This is a genomic window from Arthrobacter sp. YA7-1, assembly GCF_025960325.1.
In the GTDB taxonomy this organism is placed as follows: Bacteria; Actinomycetota; Actinomycetes; order Actinomycetales; family Micrococcaceae; genus Arthrobacter; species Arthrobacter bambusae_A.
This window is the reverse complement of sequence record NZ_CP110114.1, coordinates 2,352,914-2,377,544: the sequence shown is the minus strand read 5'-3', so window position 1 is coordinate 2,377,544 and position 24,631 is coordinate 2,352,914. Positions and strand designations below refer to the sequence as shown.

Genomic DNA, 24,631 nt, shown 5'->3' with positions numbered 1-24,631 from the left:
AACGCTCGGAAGCTCGAGCGGGGGACCCTGAAATAACGGCTGTGCTGCTATACGGTGCGCTGCACGTTGAGTACCTTGCGGCGCAGCCAGAACCGGCGACCGCCGCCGATATAGAGGATGCTCCGCTCCAGTTCCCACTTGCCGTATTCGGAGTGCTCCACGAGCCGACGTCGCGCCTCGGGCAAGGAATCGTCAGGGCTGACGGTCAGCACGAGATACTCGTACTGCCTTGCGTAGTCCCGCTGACGCTCCACTGAACTGCTCAGAAATTGTTCTCTCATCCCTCTCCATTTTCGTCTTTTTCGGGCTAACGTGAAGTCATGAGCATCGATCCGCGTGTCGCGCTTCAGTCATTGACAGCCGCCTTGGAAGAGCACCTGATTGCCGCTTCCGCCCGCCGTGGCGAAGGAGATCCCACCGTGGAGGCAGCGTTTTTTGCCGTCGCAGATGCCTTTGAGGTATATGAGGACTCACTATACGAGGCCTACTCGGAAGTCACACCCCTTCAGGTGTTCGACGACGATGAAGAGGATGACGACGAGGAGAATAATCAACTCCTCGATGAAGACGAGCTGGAGATCCTTGATCAGTAATGCAGGCCAGCAATGGGGGGCCGGCAGCGCCGGAGTAACAGCTAGGTCAGACCGCTGAAACGTCCTCCAATGCCCGGGAAATCTCAGCGGGAAGGGGCGCCAGCTGTGCGTCGAGCAGTTCCTTGAGCTGGACCGCATTGCGTGCTCCGACCACGGCCGTGGAGACGCCTGGGCGGGAGAGCAACCAGCTCAGCGAGACGTCCACGGCGGACCGTCCCAGGCCACGAGCGGCCATGGCCACCGCTTCGACGATCCGCGCCCCCCGCGCGTCGAGGTACTTTTCGACGTAACCGCTGAGGCGGCCTTCGGCCGCACGTGATTCAGACGGAATCTGCCCACGGTACTTGCCGCTGAGCACCCCGCGGCCGAGGGGGCCCCACGCCATGAGTCCGAGTCCTGCGTCTTCGACGGCGGGCACCAGCTCGTCTTCGGGCTTCCTGTGCAGGAGCGAGTATTCGGATTGGTTGGCCACCACGGTGAACCCTGCGACAGCCGCGGCCTTGGCGGTCTGCCAGCCGTTGTAGTTGGAGATGCCGACGTACCGTGCGCGTCCCGAGCGCAGCGCGAGGTCAAGGGCGGAGAGCGTTTCGTCCAGCGGGACGTTGCCGTCCCAGGCCTGCGCGAACCAAATGTCGACGTAGTCAGTCCGCAAACGGGCAAGGCTCGCGTCGAGGGCGGACAGCATGGCTCCGCGGGAGGCGTCCACGCTGCGCCGGCTGTCCGACGTCGAGATCCCCGCTTTCGTGGAGAGGGCAACCTCCGATCGCGACACGACGTCCCCCAGCATGGAGCCCAGGAGTGCTTCGGCCTGTCCGCCTGCGTAGGAGGCCGCGGTATCGATCATGGTGCCGCCCGCGGCGATGAACGTATGGAGCAACTCCCGTGCATCCTGCTCGTCCGTTTCTTCCGCCCAGGACATGGTGCCCAGGGAAAGGGTGGACACCCGAAACCCGCTGTTGCCGACGTAACGCTGCTGCATAGCTGATAGCTTACGGGGAGTTCGCCTAGATCATGACGTAGGGTCTATTCACGTGAACTGGATAGAAGCAGCCTTCCTTGGCCTCGTGCAGGGCCTGACAGAATTCCTACCGATTTCTTCAAGCGCGCACCTGCGAATTGTCGGCTCATTCCTGCCCAACGCGGCGGATCCCGGGGCTGCTTTCACCGCCATCACGCAACTGGGTACCGAGACGGCCGTCATCGTCTTCTTTTGGCGCGACATCGTCAGGATTGTCCGTGCCTGGTTCGGATCGTTGCGCGGCAAGGTCTCCGGGGATGATCCCGACGCGCGGATGGGGTGGCTGGTGATCCTCGGCAGCCTTCCGATCATCGTTCTCGGCCTGCTGTTCCAGGACCAGATCGAATCCGTCCTGCGTAGCTTGTGGATCGTGGCCACCATGCTGATCGTCTTCGGCATGATCCTTGCGGTAGCCGACGCCGTAGGCCGGCAGGAACGCGAGCTGAGCCAATTGACTTTCAAGCATGGCATCCTTTACGGCTTGGCTCAGGCGATGGCGCTCATCCCGGGCGTCTCCCGCTCCGGGGGAACCATCACCGCCGGCCTGTTGATGGGGTACACCCGGGAGGCGGCTGCACGCTATTCGTTCCTGCTGGCCATACCCGCGGTCTTCGGCAGCGGCCTCTACCAGTTATACAAGGTGGTGTCGAAGGAAGGAATCACCGGGCCTTTCGGCTTGCCGGAAACAGCCTTGGCCACGGTTATCGCCTTTGTTGTGGGCTTCATCATCATCGGCTGGTTCCTCAAATTCATCTCCACCCACAGCTACCGCGTCTTCGTGTGGTACCGCATTCTCCTGGGACTCGCCCTCTATGTACTGCTCGGTTTCAATGTCATCAGCGCCTAGCACTATGGTTGAGGCTGTGAAATCGTGGATCTCCCGCCCTGTGCCTGAACTACCCGGCAGCATGCCCTCTTTGAGGCTGTTCGATACCGCCCTCAGGGCCGTGGTGGAGGTCGAGCCACGCGCGGAGCAATCCATGTACGTGTGCGGCATCACCCCCTACGACGCCACCCACATGGGACACGCGGCGAGCTATGTCGCCTTCGACCTGCTCAACCGGGCATGGCGGGACAGCGGCCAGCGGGTCGCGTACGTCCAGAACGTCACCGACGTCGACGACCCCCTGCTTGAGCGCGCCACCGCCACCGGCGTCGATTGGCGCGAGCTGGCGGCGAGCCAGATCGAGCTTTTCCATACCGACATGGACGCCCTCAACGTGCTGGCCCCGAACCATTACATCGGCGCAGTGGAGGCGATCCCGATGATTGTCCCGGCCATTGAGAAACTGATCGCGGACAAACTCGCCTACCGCGTGCACGGTACCGGCGGCGAGCCCGACGGCGACGTGTATTACGACGTCGAGGCAGCCGGCAAAGCGTCGGATAGCCCGGACGCGTGGACGCTCGGGGACATCTCCGGGCTCGGTGAAGTGGAAATGCTGGAGCTTTTCGCCGAACGCGGCGGCGATCCGGGCCGTTCCGGGAAGCGGAATCCCCTTGATCCTTTGCTGTGGCGCGTTGCCCGCGACGGCGAGCCGCACTGGCCCGGCGCGAGCCTCGGTGACGGACGTCCGGGCTGGCACATTGAATGCACCGTCATCGCCCAGAAGTACCTGCCGGCTCCCTTCACCGTGCAGGGCGGCGGATCGGACCTCGTCTTCCCGCACCACGAGATGGGTGCCGGACACGCGTATTCGCTCAGCGGCGTTCCCTTGGCGCACCACTATGCCCACGCCGGAATGGTGGGCCTCGACGGCGAAAAGATGAGCAAGTCCAAGGGCAACCTGGTCCTCGTGTCCAAGCTTCGCGCCGCAGGCGAAGAACCTGCCGCAATCCGCTTGGCGATCCTGGCCCACCACTACCGCTCGGATTGGTCCTGGACCGATGAAGGCTTCGCAGAAGCCAAGGAACGGCTCAACACGTGGCGGGCGGCCCGGGATATCGCTCCCGAGGGGACGGCGGCGCAGCTGCTCACTCGGATGCGTGCCGAGCTCGCCAACGACCTCAACGCTCCCGGCGCGGTTGCCGCCGTCGATGCCTGGGCCGCTGCGGCCCTTGGCAACCCGTCCAACGCGAATCCGGGCGCCTTCGATTCCGCGCTGGTAAGCGACGCGATCAACGGATTGCTTGGCGTCGAGCTCTAATATCCAAACAACGCGGGGTCGCTTACGGCCCATAATGTCCCTTTGGACGGGCCGTAAGTGACCCCGCGTTGGCTTAGATGCGCACCGCACCCCCGGAGACGGCCCGTCAGGGCTTGTCCTTGCCCCTGCGCTTCAGGTAGCGCTCGAATTCGCGCGCTATGGATTCGCCACTGGCCTCCGGGAGGTCGGCCGTGTCCTTGGCCTCTTCGAGCTGCCGCACATAGGCGGCGATTTCCGGGTCTTCCGTGGCAAGTTCGTCCACTCCGCGCTCCCACGCCTCGGATTCCTCGTTGAGGGCATGGGTGTCCAAGGGCACCTGGAGCAGATCCTCGATCCGGTTCAAGATGGCCAGTTGCGCTTTGGGAGACGGTGGCTGGGCCACATAGTGCGGCACGGCTGCCCACAATGACACCGTGGGCAACCCCGCGAGCAGCGCGAACTCCGCCAGCACACCCACAATGCCTACCGGCCCCTCGTACTGCGACGCCTCAAGGTTCAAGCGCTGCCGCAGTCCGCTGTCGTCCGAGGTAGTGCTGACGGGGATCGGCCGGCTGTGCGGTACGTCGGCCAGAAGCGCGCCGATCAGCACCACGTAGTCAACCTTGAGCGTCTCGGCGTGGACCAGAAGCTCGGCTGTGTAGGCGCGCCAGCGATAGGAAGGCTCGGTGCCGAGCACGAACACCACGTCGACGTTGCTGTCCGGGACGCTCGCCTTGTAAAGGCGCGTGGAAGGCCATTTCACTTTGCGGGTTCCGGCGGCCGTGCGTCGAACGGTCGGCCTGGTGAACTGGAAGTCGTAGTAGTCGTCGGCATCAACGGATGCCACTTTCTTTCCTTGCCACAACTTGTTCAAGTAGTGGAGGGAATCGCTGGCCGCCTCGCCGGCGTCGTTCCAACCTTCGAAAGCCGCGAGCATCACGGTGATGCGCTGGCCTTCGGCTACAGGCTGGAGAAGGCGCTCAGGCTCGGGTGTTGTGGCCTGTCCGTCAGGGGCTCCGTCCAAACTGTTCATTCACTCACCCTACGTCCAACACCGCCACCCATGCATGGCGTGAAGTGACCGGCGTGGCCACACTTCGCCCCCGGCGTAGAACGGCAATTGCCTTCCGTCGTTCCACGTAGACTTTAGGCATGCTTGCTTCAGCCACCCAGCCCTTTGTAAAAGCCGAGCTCAAAGCCGCACTATGGGACATGGATGGCACCTTGGTGGACACCGAGCCATACTGGATTGCCGCGGAACGCGCCCTCGTGGAGTCCCATGGTGGCGCTTGGAGCCATGAACAAGCCATGCAGCTCGTAGGGCAGTCGCTGATGCATTCGGCCGGCATCCTCCAAACGGCTGGGGTGAACCTGGAAAAGCGCGAGATCGTCGACTCCTTGAGCGCCCGGGTCATCGACCGTCTCCGCGTCGAGGTGCCGTGGCGGCCCGGTGCCAAGGAATTGCTTGACGAACTGTATCAATCAGGCGTCCGCTGCGCCCTCGTGACCATGTCGGAAGGCCCCATGGCGCGGGAGGTCGTGGCCAACCTCTCCAAGCCCTACTTCGAGTTCCTCATCACGGGAGACACCGTGAGCCAAGGAAAACCCCACCCGGAGGCTTACCTTGCCGCCGTCGAGCGACTCCAGGACACAGACCCCGGGCTGACCGCAGACCATTGCGTCGCACTCGAGGACTCGGTCCCGGGAGTTGCGTCCGCGATTGCCTCAGGCGTGGTGACTGTGGGGATCCCGCACCAGATGCCGCTGCCGGAGGATCCCCGCCGGGCAACCTGGGACACCCTTCAGGGCAGGAAGGTCGCCGATCTGGAAGCGCTTGTTGCCGCCAGGGCCTCCGCGAATGCGCCCGCCGGGACTCTCCTTGGACGGGCGAACTAAGTGAGCACTCCCCGGAATGGTGGCCATAGCACTCGTCGCGGCAGTAAAGACGGGATTCCCCTCGGCCGGATAGCGGGAATCCCCGTGTACCTCGCTTACTCCTGGTTCATCATCGCGGCGTTCACGGTGATCGTCTACGGTCCAGCTCTGCTCATCCGGGAGCACTCGCTCGGCATCGCCGCGTACTTCGTTGCCTTCGCCTACGCGGTGCTCCTTGCCCTTTCCGTACTGGTCCACGAGCTCGCCCATGCCCTGAGTGCCAAGGCGTTCAACTGGCCCACGGAGAAGATCGTGCTGAATCTCTGGGGCGGACACACACAGTTCGAGAGCTTCATTGCGTCGCCCGGCCGCTCAGTGGTGGTTGCCTTGGCAGGACCCGCAGCCAACTTTGTCCTCGCGGGTGGGGCCTGGCTGGTGCTTCAGACCGGTATCTTCACCGGTGCGGGGGACACCCTGACAAATATCTTCATGTGGGCCAATTTCCTCATCGGCATCTTCAATGTCCTCCCGGGCCTGCCCTTGGACGGAGGCCGCTTGGTGGAGTCCGCGGTATGGAAAGCCACCGGCAGTCAGGAAAAGGGGACAGTGGCGGCGGGCTGGGCGGGACGGATCATCGTGATCGTCCTGGTCGTGTGGATCGTAGTACTGCCCGTGCTGAGCGGAAATACCCCGGATCTCAGCTACATGCTCATCACGATCCTGGTCTGCAGCTTCCTGTGGATGGGAGCCTCGGGCGCCATTCAGCAAGCCACGCTCCGCGGCCGCCTTCCCTTGGTGAGCGCCGCGGCCTTGGCCGAACCCGCCGTCGGGATTCCGAACTCGGCCACCGTCGCCGACGTCCTGCGGGTAGCACCTTACGGCACTCCCGCCGTCGTGATCTGCGGACCCGACGGCCGGCCTCAGGGCGTTGTCGATCCGCATGCCACCGCAGCCGTGCCGCCCTCCCAGGTTTACACAACGCTGGTGACGGCGGTTTCGACCCCGCTCGCCGAGGGCGCCTACGTCCCGTGGAGTTCCAGCGGCCAGGAACTGATCCAGTATCTGGCGCAGCTCAGCGGCACTGAATACGCCGTCGTGGACGAAGTCGGTACGGTCATGGGCCTGCTGCGGCAGCAGGCCGTAGTGACAGCCATTACAGGTAAAGTAGCCCGACGGAGCGGACGCCCGTAGGACCTTCCCGGTAGAGTTACCTGCCGGCCGTGAATTAACCCGGCCGCGCATCACCAAGCAGTAACTGTGGCAACAAAAGACGGCCCAGCCGTACAGGAGCGAGGAAATCCCCATGAGCAGCGAAACCGCCGCCAACTTCACGGCCACCGGCGCCGCCGACACCGCCCTTCAGCCGACGGGTGCGGCACGGCGCCGAGGGCCGTTCCGCGTGGGCGAGCGGGTTCAACTCACGGACGAGCGCGGCCGGATGAACACCATCACCTTGGAGGAAGGCGGAGCCTTCCACACGCACCGCGGCTTCCTCAACCATGACGAAATCATCGGCCAGGTTGATGGCTCCGTAGTCGCCAACAACATCGGCCAGCAGTACCAGACGCTCCGGCCGCTGCTCTCGGACTTCGTGTTGTCCATGCCCCGCGGCGCAGCAGTGGTCTACCCCAAGGATGCCGGGCAGATCGTCACGATGGCCGATATCTTCCCGGGTGCACGGGTTGTGGAAGCCGGCGTTGGTTCGGGCGCCCTTTCGATCTCCCTGCTCCGCGCAGTGGGGGACAACGGTTACCTGCACTCTTTCGAACGTCGCGAAGAGTTCGCGGACATCGCCCGCGGCAACGTGGAAACAATTTTCGGCGGCCCGCACCCCGCCTGGAAGATCTCGCTGGGCGACTTCCAGGAGGAAGTGGTCCGCAGTGAAGAGCCCGGATCCGTGGACCGTGTGGTGCTGGACATGCTCGCTCCTTGGGAATGCCTCGACGCCGTAGCCACCGTCCTGGCCCCCGGCGGCGTGTGGATCAACTATGTGGCCACGGTGACCCAGCTTTCCCGCACTGCCGAAGCCATCCGCGCCGACGGCCGGTTCACGGAACCGGACGCCTGGGAGTCCATGGTCCGTGGCTGGCATCTTGAGGGCCTCGCTGTCCGCCCCGACCACCGCATGGTGGCCCACACCGGCTTCCTTTTGGTCACCCGCCGCCTCGCCGACGGCGTGACCGGAATCTCCGTCAAACGGCGTCCGTCCAAGACCGAGTTCAGCGAAGAGGACTTGAACGCGTGGACACCGGGCGCCGTAGGGGAGCGCGCGGTTTCCGACAAAAAACTGCGTCGGGCGGCACGCGATGCGATTGCCGGCACCCACGTCAAGGACGACCCCACGCCTGCTTCCTGAGGAAACATCACAAACTGGTCCGCATTCCGGATGTCACAGGTTTCCCGACGCTTTTGAGGGCTAAGGTCTATTTATAGAAAGCGGGAAGGAGCTGATGCTTCGTGGATACGTCGAACAATGACTTCGGGCGAACGACGCCGGAGGAGCCAGCGAACAAGGCTGTGACTGAGGGAAAAGCGGGACACGGGGGTGGAGCAATCCAGCCGGTGGACGACTCCGCGGAACTCACCGTCGCGGAACGCCAGATCAACATCCTTCGAGACAAGCTGCGCCACATCGACCGTCAGCTTGCCGCCGCCACCCAGAACAACACCAAGCTCGTGACCATGCTGGAAACGGCGAAGGCCGAGATCCTGCGGCTCAAAGGAGCCCTCGAGCAGGACGGCCAACCGCCGTACAGCTTCGGGACGATCCTGCAGATCAATCCGAGGCGCCAGCCAACGGCAGGCAGCACGGGCCAGGCGGCCACTGAGGAGTCGGTAGACATCTTCAACGCCGGCCGCAAGATGCGCGTGGGCGTCAGCCCGCTCGTGAACCTCAACCAGCTGGCCGTCGGACAGGAAGTCCTCCTCAATGAGGCCCTGCTCGTGGTGACCGGACTGGGGTACGAACGGGCAGGCGAACTGGTCACGCTCAAGGAGATGCTCGGCACGGACCGCGCCTTGGTAGTGGGCAGGGCCGATGAAGAGCGCGTGGTGAGGCTCTCGGGTGCCTTGCAGAAAGTGCACCTGCGGGTCGGTGACGCCCTGTCCCTCGATTCCCGCACCGGCTACGCCTTGGAGAAGGTTCCCCGGGCAGAGGTCGAAAACCTCGTCCTCGAGGAAGTCCCGGATATCACCTACGAGGACATCGGCGGCCTGGGCCCGCAAATCGAACAGATCCGCGACGCGGTGGAACTCCCGTTCCTGCACCCGGACCTGTACCGCGAACACGGGCTCAAAGCACCCAAGGGCATCCTCCTGTACGGGCCTCCGGGCTGCGGCAAGACGCTGATCGCCAAAGCCGTTGCCAACTCGCTGGCCGCCCGCGCCTCCGAACGCGCCGGCAACGTGGACCTGAAGAGCTACTTCCTGAACATCAAGGGACCTGAACTCCTTGACAAGTACGTCGGCGAAACAGAGCGGCACATCCGCCTGATCTTCGCCCGCGCCCGGGAGAAGGCTTCGGATGGCAGCCCCGTGGTGGTGTTCTTCGATGAGATGGACTCGCTGTTCCGCACCCGCGGCACCGGTGTCTCTTCCGACGTCGAAACAACCATCGTTCCGCAGCTCCTGAGCGAGATCGACGGCGTCGAACGGCTGGACAACGTGATCGTGATCGGCGCTTCGAACCGCGAAGACATGATCGACCCGGCTATTCTCCGTCCCGGCCGCCTGGATGTGAAGGTCAAGATCCAACGGCCGGACGCCGAAGCGGCCGCCGATATTTTCGCCAAGTACATCACCACCGACCTTCCTTTCCACGCGACGGATCTGGCAGAGCACGGCGGCGACGTCCAGGCCACGGTCGACGCCATCATCCAGCGCACCGTTGAAGCCATGTACTCCACGGAGAAATCCAACGAGTACCTCGAAGTCACGTACGCCAACGGCGATACCGAGATGCTCTACTTCAAGGACTTCAACTCCGGTGCCGTGGTCCAGAACGTTGTGGACCGGGCCAAGAAGTACGCCATCAAGGACCTCCTGCTGACCCAGCAGAAAGGCCTGCGGATCGACCACTTCCTGCGCGCCGTCGTCGACGAATTCCGCGAGCACGAGGACATGCCCAACACCACCAACCCGGATGACTGGGCACGCATCTCAGGCAAGAAGGGCGAACGCATTACCTACATCCGCACCATCGTCCAGGGCAAGGCCGGCCAGGAGCCCGGGAAGTCGATCGAAACGACTCCCAACACCGGCCAGTACCTGTGACGGCCCGGCCGGAAGGCCTGCCTTCGGACAGGCTTCCCGTCGGCGGGGCCATGCGGGTCATGGGATCGGAAACCGAATACGGCATCCATTCGCCCTCCGCGCCGGGGGCGAACGCCACGATGATGTCCGCGCGGATCATCCAGGCCTACGCCAACCTGACGCGGCAACGGGCGGCCGGCGGCGCCGAGACCCGTTGGGACTATACGGACGAAGAACCCCTGCATGACGCGCGCGGTTGGACACTCGAGCGGAGTGCCGCCGATCCCAGCCAGCTGACTGACAGGCCCCCGGTGCTCGACGCCGAGGCCGTCGCGCTGGCGTACGGACGCCAGGAACTGGAAGCCGACGGCAGCGACGAGTCCGGATCGCTGCTCATGAACATGGTGCTCGGCAACGGGGCCCGGCTGTACGTGGACCATGCCCATCCTGAATATTCCAGTCCCGAGGTCACGAATCCCCGTGACGCCGTGGCCTGGGACGCGGCCGGCGACCTCGTCGCCTTGGCCACCGTTCGGAAGGTGGCCGCCGATCCCGACCTGCCGCCCATCAACCTGTACAAGAACAACACCGACAACAAATCGGTGTCCTATGGGTCCCACGAGAACTACCTCATGCCGCGCTCGGTGCCTTTCGGGGACATCGTCCGGGGCCTGACGCCGTTCTTCGTCACCCGCCAGGTCATCTGCGGAGCCGGTCGACTCGGCAAGGGCCAGGACGGTTCAACTGCCGGATTCCAGATCAGCCAGCGGGCGGACTTCTTCGAAGCCGAGGTGGGACTGGAAACCACCATCAGGCGTCCGATCATCAACACCCGGGATGAACCGCACGCCACCGCGGACAAGTACCGGCGCCTGCATGTCATCATCGGCGACGCCAACCTGAGCCAGGTGTCGAACTACTTGAAGTTTGGCACCACGGCTTTGGTCCTGAGCCTTATCGAAGCCGGCCAGGCTCCGAAGATCGAAGTACATGAGCCTGTGGCGGGCCTGCAGGCCATCAGCCATGACACCTCCCTGACCGCCACCGTCAGGCTTCTTGACGGACGGCGGGTCACCGCGCTGGATATCCAGTGGATGTACTACGAGGCAGCGGCCAAACTTGGCCAGGAGACCGGGGTTTCCGATTCCTTCAGTGGAGACGGCCATACCCGTGACGTCCTGGAACGGTGGGAGTCGACGCTGGGGCTCCTGGGTAGCAACCCCGCGAGTGCCGCGTCTTCCGTCGAATGGCTGGCCAAGATGTCCCTGCTCGATGGCTACCGGAACCGTGACGGCCTGGAATGGAACGACGCCCGCCTGGGGCTTGTCGATTTGCAGTGGTCCGACGTGAGGCCGGAGAAAGGCCTGTATTACAGAATGCTTTCCCGCGACCGCATGCAGACGATCGTCGACGACGCCACGATCAGCCGCGCCGTCGTCGAACCGCCGTCGGACACCCGGGCGTATTTCCGCGGGAAGTGTGTTTCCAGCTTCGGCAAGGACGTGGTCGGCGCCAGCTGGGATTCAGTCATCTTCGATGTTCCCGGCATCGGGAAACTGCAGCGGGTACCCACCAGGGAACCCCTCCGCGGCACCGAAGCACTCACCGGTCAGTTGTTTCGGAAGCATGCCACAGCCGGTGCATTCCTCCGTGAATTGCTCGGCCTGGACCCGGCCCCGCCCGCCTGAACGGGCAGCTGAGGAACGGCCGCCAAACGGGCCCGACAAAACCGCAGCGTCACGGCCCGCCCCGTGGCAGTATGGCATTACAGGAAGTCCCCGTTGCCGGGGATGGACAGAATGGAGAAGGAAATGGCAGCTCAGGAGCAGCAGCAACCGCAGTCGCGAGACGTCGAGACAGAGGCCGACGCCCCCGAGGCACCGCCCGCAGCGCCAGAGGCACAGGCCTCGGTCGCCACGCAGGGCGTTGACGATCTCCTCGACGAAATCGACGGCGTACTTGAGTCGAACGCGGAGGAATTCGTGCGGGCATTTGTGCAAAAGGGCGGTCAATAGCCAGCCGCCAGCCAAGCCAAGGGCCCGGCCGGCGCGAGGCCGCCGGGCATCGGATGTCAGAGTCGAAGGAGCGCAGCAATGCAGGATCCATCAGCCGGCCACCTGGCCACCCAAGCAACGTCTTCGTTCATAGAGCATCTGCAACGCTCCAGGCCTGAACTCCTTCCCTTCAACCAAGCGCTGCCTGCGGGACAAATTCCGCTGGTGCCCCATGCCACGACAATCGTCGCCCTGAGCTACCCAGGCGGCGTCCTGATGGCGGGGGACAGGCGTGCCACCATGGGCAACGTGATCGCCAGCAGGCACATCGAGAAGGTCTTCCCGGCCGACGAATATTCCGTCCTGGGAATTGCCGGGACAGCAGGCCTGGCTATCGACATCACACGGTTGTTCCAGGTTGAACTGGAACACTACGAAAAGATCGAGGGCACACTGCTGAGCCTGGACGGCAAAGCCAACCGGCTTGGAGCCATGATCCGTGGAAACCTGCCCATGGCGATGCAGGGCCTTGCGGTGATCCCGCTCTTCGCTGGGTTCGACCAGTCGGCCGGCGTGGGACGGCTTTTCTCGTACGACGTCACCGGCGGACGATACGAGGAATTGGAGCACCATTCGGTCGGATCCGGTTCCGTCTTCGCACGTGGCGCCTTGAAGAAGCTGTGGCGGCCGAACCTCACTGAAGACGAGGCCGTCGCCGTCGCCGTCGAAGCCCTCTACGACGCCGCCGACGACGACTCCGCCACCGGCGGTCCGGACCCCGTCCGGCAGCTCTGGCCGGTGGTGTATACCGTCAACCGCGCCGGCGCCCGCCGCGTGCCGGAACGGGAATTGGCGGCGATCGCAGGATCCATTGTTGAATCGCGCGCAGTTGCCGGACGGGAGGCCTGAGATGACCCAGCAGTTCTATGTTTCGCCCGAGCAACTGATGAAGGACCGCGCGGATTTCGCGCGGAAGGGCATCGCCCGCGGCCGTTCCGTCGTCGTGATCAGTTGTGCTGACGGCATCGCGTTGGTGGCGGAGAACCCTTCGCCGTCGCTCCATAAGATCGGTGAGATCTACGACAAGATCGCGTTCGCCGCCGTGGGCAAGTACAACGAGTTTGAGAGTCTTCGCCAAGCAGGCGTCCGCTACGCCGACGTCCGCGGCTATTCGTACGATCGCGAGGACGTCACGGCCCGCGGCCTGGCCAGCGTCTACGCGCAGAGCCTGGGCGCAGTCTTCACCGCGGAACAAAAGCCCTTCGAGGTGGAGCTCGCAGTCGCAGAGGTCGGGCATACGCAAGCCGGCGACCACCTTTATCGGCTGACTTTCGACGGTTCGATCGCCGACGAGAACGGTTTTGTGGTGATGGGCGGCTTGGCCGAGCAAGTAGCCGAGACCGTGGCCGGCGGTTGGAAGGCCGACCTCAACCTGGCCGGCGCACTCCGCCTGGCGGTCAAGGCGCTGGCCACGGACAAGGAAGTCGACGCACTGCCCGGCACCGCCGTCGAGGCCGCAGTCCTTGACCGGAGTCCGGAAAGCGGACGCGGTTCCCGACGGGCCTTCCGGCGGCTCCGGGCGGACGAAATCACGCAGCTGCTGGCAGGGGAGGCCTGAGATGGATAAAAGAATATTCGGGATTGAAACCGAGTTCGGCATTTCGTATTCGAGCCCGGACTCGCGGCCATTGGCTCCCGAGGAAGTCGCCAGGTACCTCTTTCGGAAGGTGGTGAGCTGGGGACGTTCCTCCAACGTCTTCCTGACCAATGGCTCGCGCCTGTACCTGGATGTCGGTTCGCACCCGGAGTACGCCACTGCGGAATGCGACGACCTCGCGCAATTGATTGCCCACGACCGGGCCGGGGAACTCATTCTCGACGACCTCGTCGATGAAGCGCAGGCGCGGCTTGCGGCGGAGGGATTCAACGGAACGGTCTACCTGTTCAAGAACAACACCGATTCCGCCGGCAATTCCTACGGCAGCCATGAAAACTACCTGATTCCGCGGCGCGGCGAGTTCTCGCGGCTCGCCGAGATCCTCATTCCCTTCCTCGTGACGCGGCAGCTGATCGCCGGCGCGGGCAAGGTCCTCAAGACGCCCCATGGGGCCACGTTCGCGTTCTCCCAACGTGCCGACCACATTTGGGAAGGCGTGTCCTCCGCGACGACGAGGTCCCGCCCGATCATCAACACCCGTGACGAGCCGCACGCCGACGCCGAGTTCTTCCGCCGTCTGCATGTGATCGTCGGTGATTCCAACATGTCCGAAACCACCGCCCTGTTGAAAGTGGGAACGGTGGACCTGCTCCTGCGCATGATTGAGGCCGGAGTGATCATGCGGGACATGCGCATGGAGAACCCGATCCGCAGCATCCGGGAAATCTCCCACGATCTGAGCGGTAAGGCCTTGGTGCGCCTGGCCAACGGCCGGCAACTGACGGCCCTGGACATCCAGCGCGAGTACCTCGCAAAGGTCACCGCCTTCGTGGCATCAAATGGAGCCCACAATCCGCACGTGCCGCTCATCCTGGATCTTTGGGAGCGGACGCTCGACGCGATCGACAGCGGCGACACCAGCGGAATAGATACGGAAGTTGACTGGGCCATCAAGAAGAAGCTGATGGACGGCTACATGCGCCGCCATGGAATCGGCCTCGACTCCTCGAGGATCGCGCAACTGGACCTGACGTATCACGACATCTCGCGCAAGCGCGGGCTCTTCTTCCTGCTCCAGTCGCGCGGTGCGGCGAGGCGCCTCGTGGCTGACACGGACATCAAGGATGCAGTGGATGCGCCGCCGCAGACCACCCGGGCAAAACTGCGTGGCGACTTCGTCCGGCGCGCCCAGGAACTCGGGCGTGACTACACCGTGGATTGGGTCCATTTGAAGTTGAACGACCGCGCGCACCAGACGATTTTGTGCAAGGATCCCTTCCGCAGCGTCGACGAGAGAGTGGATGCCCTGCTGGACTCGATGAGCTGACTCCCAGCTTCACCAGCTACTCTGGAGGTTGGCCTTTTAACAGGCCGCTACGCGCATGGCCGAGCCCGGCCCGGCCATGCCCTCCTTTTGCCCCGACGAAAGTTCAATTTGTGCGACGTCTACTAGCAATTCTTATCCCCGGCCTTTTGCTGCTCACCGCCTGCGGCGGAAGTCCAGCAACAACAGCAACCCCGGAGCCCACCAGCCAGTCCGCCGGCGATGTCGCCAAGCTGGATTCCCTCAAGGTCTCCGATAATGGAGACAAGAAGGCCCCCGGCCTGGATTTCACCAAGCCGTTGGACGTAACGCAGCCGACCATCAAGATGGTCAGCGACGGCACCGGTGACAAAGTGAAGGCCGGACAGGTGGCGCAGATCACCTACATTGCCGTCGACGGCAAGGACGGCAAGACACTCGAAGACACCTTCCCGACAGGGTCGCAGCCGGTCGAACTGAACGACCAGCTCAAGACCGGCAGCGCTGTGCTTTACAACGCGCTGGTCGGTGCGAAGGTCGGCGCCGACATCGCTTTTGCCGTCCCGGGAACTCCGGCTTCTGCTGAAGCAGCGGCAACGTCATCCCAGCTGGTGGTCTTCAAGGTCACCGGCGTCAAGGACGCAGTCAAACCCTTGGACAAGCCTGAGGGCGACACCGTGACTCCGCCCGCCGGCCTCCCCACGGTCAAGGTCGACGACAAGGGAATTCCGCAGATTTCCGTTGACGGTGCGAAGGCGCCGTCGGCCCTCGTCGCCCAGGACCTCATCAAGGGCAAGGGCGCAGTCGTCAAGGAAACGGACACCCTGACGGTCAACTACGTCGGCGTCACCTTGGCTGACGGCAAGAAGTTCGACTCGAGCTACGACAAGGGCCAGACCGCCAGCTTCGCGCTGAACGGCGTCATCAAGGGCTGGACTCAAGGCCTGACGGGCAAGACCGTCGGCTCCCGTGTCCTCCTGGTCATCCCCAAGAGCCTCGCATATGGCGACGCGGCCGCAGCCCAGGGCCAGCCCACGGGCGACCTGGTCTTCGTCGTGGACATCCTGGGCGCCCAGTAGCCTTCCGCAATTATCCGAAACACCGTAGCTATCACATTGAGGAGTACCCATGTCATTTGGTCAGCGCGATTACGACCGCACCAAGCCGGAGATCGACTTCCCGGAGGGCGACGTCCCCACGGAACTCGTTATCAAGGACATCATCGTTGGTGACGGCGCCGAGGCCCAGGCCGGCGACACCGTCTCCACCCACTACGTCGGCGTGGCTTGGTCCACCGGCGAGGAATTCGACGCATCCTGGGGCCGCGGCGCGCCGCTGGACTTCCGAGTGGGCGTCGGCCAGGTCATCCAGGGCTGGGACCAGGGACTGCTCGGGATGAAGGTCGGCGGCCGCCGTCGCCTCGAGATCCCCTCCGAGCTTGCTTACGGTTCCCGCGGCGCAGGCGCGGCCATCAAGCCGAACGAAGCCCTCATCTTCGTGGTGGACCTCGTGGCAGTCCGCTAGGTTTCACAGCATGGGAAGGCGCGTCTGCAGCCGGAGAAATCCGGCCGCAGACGCGCCTTCCGCCTTTGGCGGCGGAATTTAGTAACGTTGCAAGGGTGTCCGCATCACGTACCGAACGACTCCTGAACCTGTTGATTGCCCTTCTGAACACGAGATATGGGCTGTCCCGGGCCGTTCTCAGGCAGAAGGTCTATCACGACGCCGGCGGCAGCGACGTCGCGTTCGGACGCATGTTTGAACGCGACAAGTCAGACCTGAAGCAGTTTGGCTTCGAGATCGAAACGCTCTTCGACCACGGATTCGGCGCGGACGATCCCGCCTCGACCCGATACCGCATCGGCAAGGAGTCCAATCGCCTGCCGTACGTGCAGCTGACGCCGGCGGAGGGCACGGTCCTGCTCCTGGCCGCGCAGCTATGGGAGCGCGCGGCGCTCGGCTCAGCTGCGGCAAGCGCATTGCGGAAGCTGCAGGCTTCCGGCGACCTTGCCGACGTCCAACTCCCTGCCGGTGTCCAGCCGCGCATCAAGCCCGCAGGCCAGGCTTTTGACGACATCATCATGGCCATGAACGGCCGGCACCCCGTGAGTTTCGGCTACCGTGCCGCCAGCACCGGCAAGGACGAACGCCGCACCGTGGAGCCTTGGGGCCTCGGGAGCCGGTTCGGCCAGTGGTACGTGGTGGGCTTGGACAGCGCACGCCAGGCGAAGCGGTTCTTCCGGCTGTCCCGGATGACGAGCGATGTCCATGTCGAGACCGGGCATCACTGCGAGACACCTCCGGGGTTCGATATCCGCGCCGAACTGGACAGCCTCACCGAACTTCCTTTGCAGGAGGCCCACCTCGACGTCGCCGAAGGCCGTCTGCTCGGTCTTCGCAAGCGCGCGGTGAGTGTCACGGGGACGGCTGCCACCAGCGGCTCCCCAGGCGGCTGGGACCGGCTGTCGGTGCCTTTTCGGGACAGTGAGCTGCTCGCCGAGGAACTGGCCTCCTACGGTCCCCACGTCCGCGTCGCGGGACCTCCGGAGCTGCGCGATGCCGTGATCCGGCGGCTTGAGGCGGCCGCTGCGTTCGCCTCGAGCCCCGCCGTCGAGGTCCGCTTCTCCGGCGCCGGCCCGGCGCCGCTGGCACGTAAGCGGACCTCCGAAGACCAACTCAACCGCATGCTGCAGCTGGTCCCTTTCCTTGTCCACAACCAGGGCCTGCCGATCCAGGAAGTGGCGGACCGCTTCGGTGTGACCCGCGAGGAACTCGTGGCCGACCTGACCATACTGATTTGCTCCGGCCGGCCCGAGGGTTATCCGGACGACTTGTTTGACATCGATTGGGAGAACGAGCACGTCTACATCCGCGAGCACCTCGAACTCAACCGGCCCATCCGCTTCAGCGTTGACGAGGCTTGCGCGCTGCTCACGGGCCTGGCGACCCTGGGCGGGCTCCCCGCCCAGGCCGGAATGTCGGAGGATGAGCAGAGCGGCGCCCTGGAGTCCGTCACACTGAAGCTCACCGGCGCTGCGGGCGAGGCCGGCCGTTTGGCGGCAGCCGTCGCGGGACCACCCGTAACCCCCGCCGACGCCGGGGCGTTCGACACCATCACCCACGCGATCCAGTCGGGGCAACAATTGCGGCTTCGCTACTTGTCCCGGCAGCGCGACTCGATCTCCGAGCGGGACGTCGACCCTTTCCGGCTGTATTCCTTGGACAACACGTGGTATTTCGAGGCCTATTGCCATAGCAAAGCCGGGCTGCGGAACTTCCGCCTGGACCGCATCGAGGAAGTCACGCCCAATGGCCAGCCGGTTTCCCGGAGTTCCGCCGTCGAGGAAGGCGTTCCGGTGAAGCTGTACACGCCCAACGACGACGACGTCGTCGTCGTCCTCCACTTGACCCGGCAAGGCGTCGGACTGGCGGGCGACTATTACGCTGAGCGGACCGCCGTCCTTCCCGACGGCGGCTTGCTGGCCGAGATCCGGTTCGGAAATGCTGACTGGTTGCCGATGTTCGTCGCGCAGCATGGCGGTGCGGCCCGCATTTTGCAGCCGGCCGAGTTGGCGGACAAGTCGGCGGCGTGGGTGGCAGCGGCCCTCCGGCAGTACAAGCAGGCGGACCCGGTACAAACCGTGAAGGCTGGTTAGACTACTCAAATGCCTTGGTGGTCCTGGATCCTTCTGTGGGTCGCGCTGATTGCGGTATCGCTGCTTTGCTATGTCCTGTTGGGCGTTCGGCTTTTCCGGAAGTTCATGGCCACGGTGCGTGAACTGAGTGAGGCAGGGGAGGCGCTCGGGCACCGCCCGCACCTTCGCGAACATGCCGACGACGACGGCGGGGCCCCGGCGGATGTGTTCGGTGCGGCCGTTTTTGCCTCACCGGAACAGATGCGTCATGATTACGTGACGGCCAAGGCCTCCCGCCGGGAAGTGCGTCGCCAAAAGCGCGTTAAGCGCAAAGCAGAACGGGGCCAACCCCAGTCTCTGCACGACATCGAATTCAGTTAGACGTAGGATGTATTCCAACGAAAGGACTTCCCGTGGGACGACTATTTGATGGCCCTTGGCCAATTGTCATTATCATCATCGTGGCCCTGCTGCTGTTCGCGGCCCCCAAGCTGCCTGCCATGGCCCGTAGCCTCGGCCAGTCAATGCGCATCATCAGGTCCGAAGTCAAGGAAATGAAGAACGACGGGAAGCCTGCGGCCAAGGACGACACGGACCCCGTTGAGGGCAGAGTGGTCAACCACCCCGAAGCGAACAAGAGCGGCAACGACACTGACGTTCCGCCCGCAAACCGTAGCTAAGCAGTAGTGGCAACGAAGACAGGCCGCAAAGCCAACCCCGAAGGGCGGATGGCGCTCCTAGACCACCTGAGGGAGCTTAAGAACCGGCTGATCAAGTCTGCCATCGGCGTTCTCCTGGGCGCCGTGGCAGGGTGGTTCCTCTACGAGCCGGTGGTCAACAGCCTGTCGGATCCGTTGATCAAGATCGCCCAGGAGACCAAGCGGACCGCCGTCCTGAACTTCGCGAGCGTGGGAGATCCTTTCGACTTCAAGTTCCGCATTGCGATCCAGATCGGCTTGGTGCTCTCCAGCCCCATCTGGATCTATCAGGTCTGGGCATTCATTACGCCGGGCCTGACCAAGAAAGAGCGCCGGTACACGCTGGGGTACATGGCGGCCGCGGTGCCGTTGTTCCTGGCCGGGGTCTATGTTGCATGGACAGTCATCCCGAACGTGGTGCGTGCGCTGTTGCAGTTCACGCCGCAAAACGGGGCCAACAACATCGACGCATCCCAGTACCTGACGTTCGCCACGCACATGCTTCTTTTCCTCGGCATCGCGTTCCTGGTGCCGGTGGTGTTGGTGGGCGTCAACATGGCCGGCGTCCTGAGTGGCAAGACCATCCTCAAAGCCTGGCGCATCACGGTCTTCCTCGTGTTCGTCCTGGCGGCCGTTGCCGCGCCCGGTGCGGACGCCTTGTCGATGTTCATGCTCGCCGGCCCTCTCCTTGCGCTGTTCTTCGCCGCGATCGGGCTCTGCATGCTGAACGACAAACGGCGCGCGCGCCAGCAGTCGAAGATCGCTGCTGAGACGGATGCCACGGCCGACATCGCCACACGTGCTTCCGATCTGGAGAATCTCTAGTCTCACGGCCACTAGGCTTGAAGCATGTCCTCCAATTCAGGGGCCCTTTCGCCCTCAGAAGCCTTTCAAGCCGCAGCGCAGCGGAGTGCTGAGTCGAAGACCTACCTTGGCACTTTCGCCCAATCGCTGGAGTTCGAACTCGACGAATTCCAGCGCGACGCCTGCCGTTCGCTCCAGGAGGGCAGGGGAGTGCTCGTGGCGGCGCCCACGGGTGCCGGGAAGACAATCGTCGGCGAGTTCGCCATCTATCTGGCGCTCGAACGCGGACTCAAGGCGTTCTATACGACGCCCATCAAGGCGCTGAGCAACCAGAAGTTCTCCGAGCTCTCGGCGAAGTACGGCGTCTCGAACGTGGGACTGCTGACCGGCGATACCACCATCAACGGCGAGGCTCCTATTGTCGTGATGACCACTGAGGTCCTGCGGAACATGCTGTACGCGGACTCGGACACCCTCGGGGACCTTGGCTACGTGGTCATGGATGAGGTGCACTACCTGGCAGACCGCTTCCGCGGCGCAGTCTGGGAAGAAGTGATCATCCACCTGCCCAGCGAAGTGCAAGTGGTCTCCCTCAGCGCAACGGTGTCCAACGCAGAGGAGTTCGGCGCGTGGCTCGACACCGTGCGCGGGCACACCGATGTGATTGTCTCCGAGCACCGTCCCGTCCCTTTGTGGCAGCACGTCATGGTGGGGCGTGAGATCGTCGACCTCTTCGCCGGGGACACCAGCTTCGACGAGATCGCTCCGGAGGCACCCGACGGCGAAGCTCCTGCACCGGAGGCAGTGCGGGAGCCGGACCGGAATCCCCTGCAGAGGGAGTTCGAAGTCAACCCGGAGCTGCTGTCCATGGCCAGGGCAGAAAGCCAGATGAATTACCGTGGCCGCTTCGGCCATGGTGGGCGTAGTCGCCGCCGGCAGGACCGCCAGCGCGACAATACCGCCGCGGAGCAGCGCAGCCCGGTCCGCAAGGCCAGCCGGCCCCAGATCATCGCGAGCCTGGACCGCCAGGGATTGCTACCGGCCATCACCTTCATTTTCTCCCGCGCCGGCTGCGACGGGGCCGTGGCGCAGTGTGCCGCCGCCGGCTTGTGGCTCACGACGGAGCGGGAACAACAAATCATCGCATCCCGGGTGGATGAGGCCAGCCGTGAGATTCCGGCCGACGACCTGGATGTCCTGGGCTTTTGGAGCTGGCGCGACGGCCTGCTCCGCGGCCTCGCCGCGCATCACGCCGGCTTGCTGCCGACCTTCAAGGAGGTTGTGGAGACGCTCTTCGCGGACGGCCTGGTGAAAGCGGTGTTTGCAACGGAAACCCTTGCGCTGGGCGTCAACATGCCTGCCCGCTGCGTCGTCCTCGAGAAGCTCGACAAGTTCAACGGCGAAGCCCACGTCAACATCACCGCGGGGGAGTACACGCAGTTGACCGGCCGCGCTGGACGGCGCGGAATCGACGTCGAGGGCCATGCCGTGGTCCTCTGGCAACCGGGCACTGACCCTGCCGCCGTCGCCGGCTTGGCATCGCGGCGCACCTATCCGCTCAACTCAAGCTTCCGGCCCACGTACAACATGAGCATCAACTTGATTGCCCAGTTCGGCCGGCCCCGGGCACGGCAGATCCTCGAATCGTCGTTCGCCCAGTTCCAGGCTGACCGTTCCGTGGTGGGGCTCGCCAAGCAGGTTCGCAGCCGCGAAGAGTCGCTCGCGGGGTATGCGGAATCCATGAAGTGCCACCTGGGCGACTTTACCGAGTACGCCAAACTCCGGCGGGACCTGGGCGAAGCCGAGCAGTTTGCCTCGCGGAGCACCTCGCGGGCCCGCAAATCGCTGACCGTCGACTCCCTGACCCGGCTCATGCCCGGCGACATCGTCAAGGTTCCCGGCGGGCGTACGCCGGGCTACGCCGTCGTGCTCAATGCCGATCCCAACTCGCGTGAACCGCGCCCCGCCGTTCTCACGGACGACAACCAGCTGCATAGGATCGGCGCCCACGAAGTCGAAGGGCCGGTCGCTCCCGTGTCCTGGATCCGGATTCCGAAGTCGTTCAACGCGAAACTGCCCAAATCGCGCCGTGACCTGGCATCCGCCATGCGGAATGCAGTGCGTGAGGGACGCCCGCCGGCCCGCGGCACCAACCGGAGCGAGGACTTCGGCCGCGCCCGCTACCTGCCGGACCAGGAAAAGAAGATCGCAGACCTCCGCAGGGCGCTGCGCGCCCATCCTTGCCACGGCTGCAGTGAACGCGAGGACCATGCCCGCTGGGCTGAACGCTGGTGGAAATTGCGTCATGAAACCGATGGGCTCGTCCGGCAGATCCAGGGCCGCACCAATACGATCGCGAAGACATTCGACCGCGTGTGCGACGTCCTCGCCGCCTACGGTTACCTCCAGACGTCCGACGCCGGCCATGTCACCATCAGCGCGGACGGCCAGCGCCTGCGCCGGATCTACGGCGAAAAAGACCTGCTGATCTCGCAATCCATCCGCCAAGGGGCCATTAAGGACCTCGACGCCGCAGAACTGGCCGCGCTGGCGAGCACGATGGTCTACCAAGCGAAGCGCGACGACCGGGGCCTGCGACCCAAAATGCCGTCCGTGTCCCTCGAAACGGCCGTGGACATCGTGGTGCATGAGTGGTCAGCGCTGGAGGACGTCGAGGACAAGAACAGGCTGCCATTGACCGCCGAGCCTGAGCTTGGACTTGTCTGGCCCATCTTCAAATGGGCCAAGGGCCGCCACCTTCAGGAAGTTCTCAGTGGTACCGACCTCGCCGCGGGCGACTTTGTGCGCTGGGCGAAGCAGGTGATCGACCTGCTGGACCAGATGGCCAAGATTCCAGGGCTCGAACGTCGACACACCAAGATATGCCGCGAAGCGATCGACCTGGTCCGCCGCGGCGTGGTCGCGTACTCCAACGTCTCCTGACCCCCACAGATTCCCAGCAAGGAGCATATCCATGACCCATCCAGGCGTGCCCGCCGACAGCCGGCCCCGCAAGGTCACCATGTACCGGAACGGCTCTGTCTACACTGCCGCTGATCCCTTCGCGACCGCAATGCTGGTTGACGGCGACACCGTTGCTTGGGTTGGCTCGGAGCAGGCAGCGACGTCGATTGCCGACTCGTCGATGGAAGTCATCGATCTCCGGGGAGCCTTGCTGGCGCCCGGTTTCGTGGACTCCCACATGCACCTCACCGAGACTGGAATCGCTGCCGGTTCCCTCCAGCTGGCGGGGGTCCGCTCGGCGCGCGAATTGCTCGACGCCGTCGCCCGGGCCGCCAAGGATCTTGGCGCCTCCGGCTCCGTGCTTGGCCACGGTTGGGACGAGTCAGTGTGGGGCGAAAGAACCCTGCCCACACCGGAGGAGATCGATCGCGCCGCAGGCGGACGCAAGGTGTACCTGGCACGCGTGGATGCGCATTCGGCCCTTGCCTCGTCCTCCCTGGCATCCGCGGCGGGACTGGACGGCCTCGACGGCTACGACGGTTCCGCCCATGTCCTGGGGGCCGCCCACACTGCTGCCCGGCTGGTCGCCAGGCAGTTCCCCGACGCCGAACGCCGCCGATACCAGGAAGTGGCACTCCAGGAGGCTGCGGCCAACGGCTACGTCGCACTGGCCGAAATGGCGGCCCCGCACATTTGCAGTGTCGAAGACCTTCGCATGTCCGCCTCGTGGAACTCCGGGCCATGGAGCGAGGACAGGGCAGCCGTCCCCGGAATTCTTCCCTACTGGGGCGAACTGGCCACGTCGACGGAGCATGCCGCTGCCATCCTGGAGGGCCTGGACGTAGACGTTCTTGGCCTGGCCGGTGATTTGAACATCGATGGTTCGATCGGATCGCGAACGGCTGCCCTCAGCGCAGACTACGCCGACGCGCCGGGCCACCGCGGAAGCCTCTATGTCTCCGTCGACGAAGCCGCCCGCCACTTTGCGGCCTGTTCGACGCTCGGCATCCAGGCAGGCTTCCACGTCATTGGCGACGCGGGACTGAAGACGGCGCTGGATGCCTTGGACCTTGCCGCGTCGGAAGTAGGGGAGCAGCGCGTCCGTGCCGCTGCGCACCGGCTGGAGCATGTGGAAATGGCCGACGCCGGCGACCTCGCCCGGCTTGCCAAGTATTCGATCACCGTGAGCGCACAGCCAGCCTTCGATGCCGCCTGGGGCGGGGCCGGAAAACTGTATGAGCAGCGACTGGGGGAGCGAAGCCTTGCCATGAATCCCTTTGCTTCGTATTACTCCACCGGCGTGCCGGTGTGTTTTGGAAGCGACAGCCCGGTCACGCCGTTGCGGCCGTGGTCCAGCGTGAGGGCGTGCCTGGAACACAGCAATCCGGATCAACGCATTTCTGCACGGGCAGCGTTCCTCGGACACACCAGGGCCGGCTGGCGCGCGAGCAAAGAGCGCAATCCGTTCATGGGGCAATTGGTCCCCGGGGCTCCTGCAAGTTTCGCGGTGTGGGAAGTTGAGGAACTGATGGTGCAAGTGGCCGATGACCGAGTCCAGTCCTGGTCCACCGATCCACGTGCTCGAACGCCCCTCCTCCCGGCGTTGGACGGCGGCAGCGATCCCGCTTGCCTGCAGACAGTGCGCGAAGGCCAGGAGATCTTCGCGAGTGAAACTTTGCGGTCATAGTTCCAGATAGCCTGCTTGGCCTGAAG

General features: G+C 64.2%; 23 protein-coding genes. 20 read left to right on the top strand and 3 right to left on the bottom strand.

The annotated features are described in order from the left end of the window. Positions 1 to 47 precede the first annotated feature (47 nt). The gene (locus OIT41_RS11175; protein WP_078108891.1) at positions 48 to 281 is read right to left on the bottom strand and encodes a DUF5703 family protein; all 234 of its coding nucleotides are present in this window, start codon (positions 279 to 281) and stop codon (positions 48 to 50) included. A 39-nt stretch (positions 282 to 320) separates the two neighbouring features. Between OIT41_RS11175 and OIT41_RS11170 the strand changes: the two genes are divergently transcribed. Next, positions 321 to 593 carry a hypothetical protein gene (locus tag OIT41_RS11170; RefSeq protein ID WP_264636468.1) on the top strand — a complete coding sequence of 91 codons (273 nt, stop codon included), beginning with the start codon at positions 321 to 323 and terminating at the stop codon, positions 591 to 593. Between the two features lie 46 nt (positions 594 to 639). On the opposite strand, the gene OIT41_RS11165 is transcribed toward OIT41_RS11170, so the two are convergent. Then, complete coding sequence (locus OIT41_RS11165) at positions 640 to 1,572, bottom strand: aldo/keto reductase (protein ID WP_241707735.1); 933 nt, start codon at positions 1,570 to 1,572, stop codon at positions 640 to 642. A 52-nt stretch (positions 1,573 to 1,624) separates the two neighbouring features. Here OIT41_RS11165 and OIT41_RS11160 point away from each other — a divergent pair, with 52 nt between their 5' ends. Continuing rightward, entirely contained in the window at positions 1,625 to 2,458 is an 834-nt protein-coding gene (locus OIT41_RS11160; protein ID WP_264636467.1) for an undecaprenyl-diphosphate phosphatase, read from the top strand. Between the two features lie 16 nt (positions 2,459 to 2,474). Further along, complete coding sequence (mshC, locus tag OIT41_RS11155; protein WP_241707734.1) at positions 2,475 to 3,758, top strand: cysteine--1-D-myo-inosityl 2-amino-2-deoxy-alpha-D-glucopyranoside ligase; 1,284 nt, start codon at positions 2,475 to 2,477, stop codon at positions 3,756 to 3,758. A 106-nt stretch (positions 3,759 to 3,864) separates the two neighbouring features. On the opposite strand, the gene OIT41_RS11150 is transcribed toward mshC, so the two are convergent. Continuing rightward, on the bottom strand, positions 3,865 to 4,770 hold the full coding sequence (locus OIT41_RS11150; protein WP_078108896.1) for a PAC2 family protein: 906 nt from the start codon (positions 4,768 to 4,770) through the stop codon (positions 3,865 to 3,867). A gap of 119 nt (positions 4,771 to 4,889) precedes the next feature. On the opposite strand from OIT41_RS11150, the gene OIT41_RS11145 reads away from it, so the two are divergent. The 17 genes from OIT41_RS11145 (at position 4,890) to OIT41_RS11065 (ending at position 24,605) form a co-directional block, all read left to right on the top strand. Continuing rightward, positions 4,890 to 5,633: an HAD family hydrolase gene (locus tag OIT41_RS11145; RefSeq protein ID WP_241707733.1), complete on the top strand. Its 744-nt coding sequence runs from the start codon at positions 4,890 to 4,892 to the stop codon at positions 5,631 to 5,633. Continuing rightward, positions 5,634 to 6,803 carry a site-2 protease family protein gene (locus tag OIT41_RS11140; protein WP_241707732.1) on the top strand — a complete coding sequence of 390 codons (1,170 nt, stop codon included), beginning with the start codon at positions 5,634 to 5,636 and terminating at the stop codon, positions 6,801 to 6,803. A gap of 112 nt (positions 6,804 to 6,915) precedes the next feature. Beyond that, positions 6,916 to 7,968 (top strand): tRNA (adenine-N1)-methyltransferase, encoded by a 1,053-nt coding sequence (locus tag OIT41_RS11135; RefSeq protein WP_241707731.1) that lies wholly within the window; start codon positions 6,916 to 6,918, stop codon positions 7,966 to 7,968. A gap of 101 nt (positions 7,969 to 8,069) precedes the next feature. Further along, positions 8,070 to 9,884, top strand: coding sequence for a proteasome ATPase (gene arc, locus OIT41_RS11130; RefSeq protein ID WP_241707730.1), 1,815 nt, complete (start codon positions 8,070 to 8,072; stop codon positions 9,882 to 9,884). Positions 9,885 to 9,934: 50 nt separating this feature from the next. After that, positions 9,935 to 11,551, top strand: a complete 1,617-nt coding sequence (dop, locus tag OIT41_RS11125; protein ID WP_241707837.1) for a depupylase/deamidase Dop — start codon at positions 9,935 to 9,937, stop codon at positions 11,549 to 11,551. A 123-nt stretch (positions 11,552 to 11,674) separates the two neighbouring features. After that, positions 11,675 to 11,878, top strand: a complete 204-nt coding sequence (locus OIT41_RS11120; protein WP_078108941.1) for a ubiquitin-like protein Pup — start codon at positions 11,675 to 11,677, stop codon at positions 11,876 to 11,878. Between the two features lie 78 nt (positions 11,879 to 11,956). Beyond that, a complete protein-coding gene (prcB, locus tag OIT41_RS11115; RefSeq protein WP_241707729.1) occupies positions 11,957 to 12,766 on the top strand; it encodes a proteasome subunit beta in 810 nt (269 codons plus the stop codon). 1 nt (position 12,767) lies between these two features. Further along, positions 12,768 to 13,475: a proteasome subunit alpha gene (gene prcA, locus OIT41_RS11110; protein ID WP_078108902.1), complete on the top strand. Its 708-nt coding sequence runs from the start codon at positions 12,768 to 12,770 to the stop codon at positions 13,473 to 13,475. A 1-nt stretch (position 13,476) separates the two neighbouring features. Further along, positions 13,477 to 14,841, top strand: a complete 1,365-nt coding sequence (gene pafA / locus OIT41_RS11105; protein ID WP_078108903.1) for a Pup--protein ligase — start codon at positions 13,477 to 13,479, stop codon at positions 14,839 to 14,841. Between the two features lie 110 nt (positions 14,842 to 14,951). Then, on the top strand, positions 14,952 to 15,896 hold the full coding sequence (locus tag OIT41_RS11100; protein WP_241707728.1) for an FKBP-type peptidyl-prolyl cis-trans isomerase: 945 nt from the start codon (positions 14,952 to 14,954) through the stop codon (positions 15,894 to 15,896). 49 nt (positions 15,897 to 15,945) lie between these two features. After that, positions 15,946 to 16,341, top strand: a complete 396-nt coding sequence (locus OIT41_RS11095; protein WP_078108905.1) for an FKBP-type peptidyl-prolyl cis-trans isomerase — start codon at positions 15,946 to 15,948, stop codon at positions 16,339 to 16,341. A gap of 95 nt (positions 16,342 to 16,436) precedes the next feature. Further along, complete coding sequence (locus OIT41_RS11090; protein WP_241707727.1) at positions 16,437 to 18,473, top strand: helix-turn-helix transcriptional regulator; 2,037 nt, start codon at positions 16,437 to 16,439, stop codon at positions 18,471 to 18,473. Positions 18,474 to 18,482: 9 nt separating this feature from the next. Continuing rightward, the gene (locus OIT41_RS11085) at positions 18,483 to 18,833 is read left to right on the top strand and encodes a hypothetical protein (RefSeq protein WP_241707726.1); all 351 of its coding nucleotides are present in this window, start codon (positions 18,483 to 18,485) and stop codon (positions 18,831 to 18,833) included. A 32-nt stretch (positions 18,834 to 18,865) separates the two neighbouring features. Then, positions 18,866 to 19,132, top strand: coding sequence for a Sec-independent protein translocase subunit TatA (tatA, locus tag OIT41_RS11080; protein ID WP_078108908.1), 267 nt, complete (start codon positions 18,866 to 18,868; stop codon positions 19,130 to 19,132). A 48-nt stretch (positions 19,133 to 19,180) separates the two neighbouring features. Next, complete coding sequence (tatC, locus tag OIT41_RS11075) at positions 19,181 to 19,975, top strand: twin-arginine translocase subunit TatC (protein ID WP_078108942.1); 795 nt, start codon at positions 19,181 to 19,183, stop codon at positions 19,973 to 19,975. 24 nt (positions 19,976 to 19,999) lie between these two features. After that, entirely contained in the window at positions 20,000 to 22,897 is a 2,898-nt protein-coding gene (locus OIT41_RS11070) for a DEAD/DEAH box helicase (RefSeq protein ID WP_241707725.1), read from the top strand. Positions 22,898 to 22,928: 31 nt separating this feature from the next. Beyond that, positions 22,929 to 24,605, top strand: a complete 1,677-nt coding sequence (locus tag OIT41_RS11065; protein WP_241707724.1) for an amidohydrolase — start codon at positions 22,929 to 22,931, stop codon at positions 24,603 to 24,605. Positions 24,606 to 24,631: the final 26 nt, after the last annotated feature.

Bases quoted from the DNA above. Each gene is read 5' to 3' on its own strand.
- OIT41_RS11070 (WP_241707725.1), top strand. From the start codon at position 20,000: ATGTCCTCCAATTCAGGGGCCCTTTCGCCCTCAGAAGCCTTTCAAGCC.
- OIT41_RS11150 (WP_078108896.1), bottom strand. From the start codon at position 4,770: ATGAACAGTTTGGACGGAGCCCCTGACGGACAGGCCACAACACCCGAG.
- tatC (WP_078108942.1), top strand. From the start codon at position 19,181: ATGGCGCTCCTAGACCACCTGAGGGAGCTTAAGAACCGGCTGATCAAG.
- OIT41_RS11145 (WP_241707733.1), top strand. From the start codon at position 4,890: ATGCTTGCTTCAGCCACCCAGCCCTTTGTAAAAGCCGAGCTCAAAGCC.
- OIT41_RS11085 (WP_241707726.1), top strand. From the start codon at position 18,483: ATGCCTTGGTGGTCCTGGATCCTTCTGTGGGTCGCGCTGATTGCGGTA.
- OIT41_RS11165 (WP_241707735.1), bottom strand. From the start codon at position 1,572: ATGCAGCAGCGTTACGTCGGCAACAGCGGGTTTCGGGTGTCCACCCTT.
- OIT41_RS11135 (WP_241707731.1), top strand. From the start codon at position 6,916: ATGAGCAGCGAAACCGCCGCCAACTTCACGGCCACCGGCGCCGCCGAC.
- OIT41_RS11120 (WP_078108941.1), top strand. From the start codon at position 11,675: ATGGCAGCTCAGGAGCAGCAGCAACCGCAGTCGCGAGACGTCGAGACA.
- OIT41_RS11170 (WP_264636468.1), top strand. From the start codon at position 321: ATGAGCATCGATCCGCGTGTCGCGCTTCAGTCATTGACAGCCGCCTTG.
- dop (WP_241707837.1), top strand. From the start codon at position 9,935: ATGCGGGTCATGGGATCGGAAACCGAATACGGCATCCATTCGCCCTCC.
- prcA (WP_078108902.1), top strand. From the start codon at position 12,768: ATGACCCAGCAGTTCTATGTTTCGCCCGAGCAACTGATGAAGGACCGC.
- OIT41_RS11095 (WP_078108905.1), top strand. From the start codon at position 15,946: ATGTCATTTGGTCAGCGCGATTACGACCGCACCAAGCCGGAGATCGAC.
- OIT41_RS11175 (WP_078108891.1), bottom strand. From the start codon at position 281: ATGAGAGAACAATTTCTGAGCAGTTCAGTGGAGCGTCAGCGGGACTAC.
- OIT41_RS11065 (WP_241707724.1), top strand. From the start codon at position 22,929: ATGACCCATCCAGGCGTGCCCGCCGACAGCCGGCCCCGCAAGGTCACC.
- prcB (WP_241707729.1), top strand. From the start codon at position 11,957: ATGCAGGATCCATCAGCCGGCCACCTGGCCACCCAAGCAACGTCTTCG.
- pafA (WP_078108903.1), top strand. From the start codon at position 13,477: ATGGATAAAAGAATATTCGGGATTGAAACCGAGTTCGGCATTTCGTAT.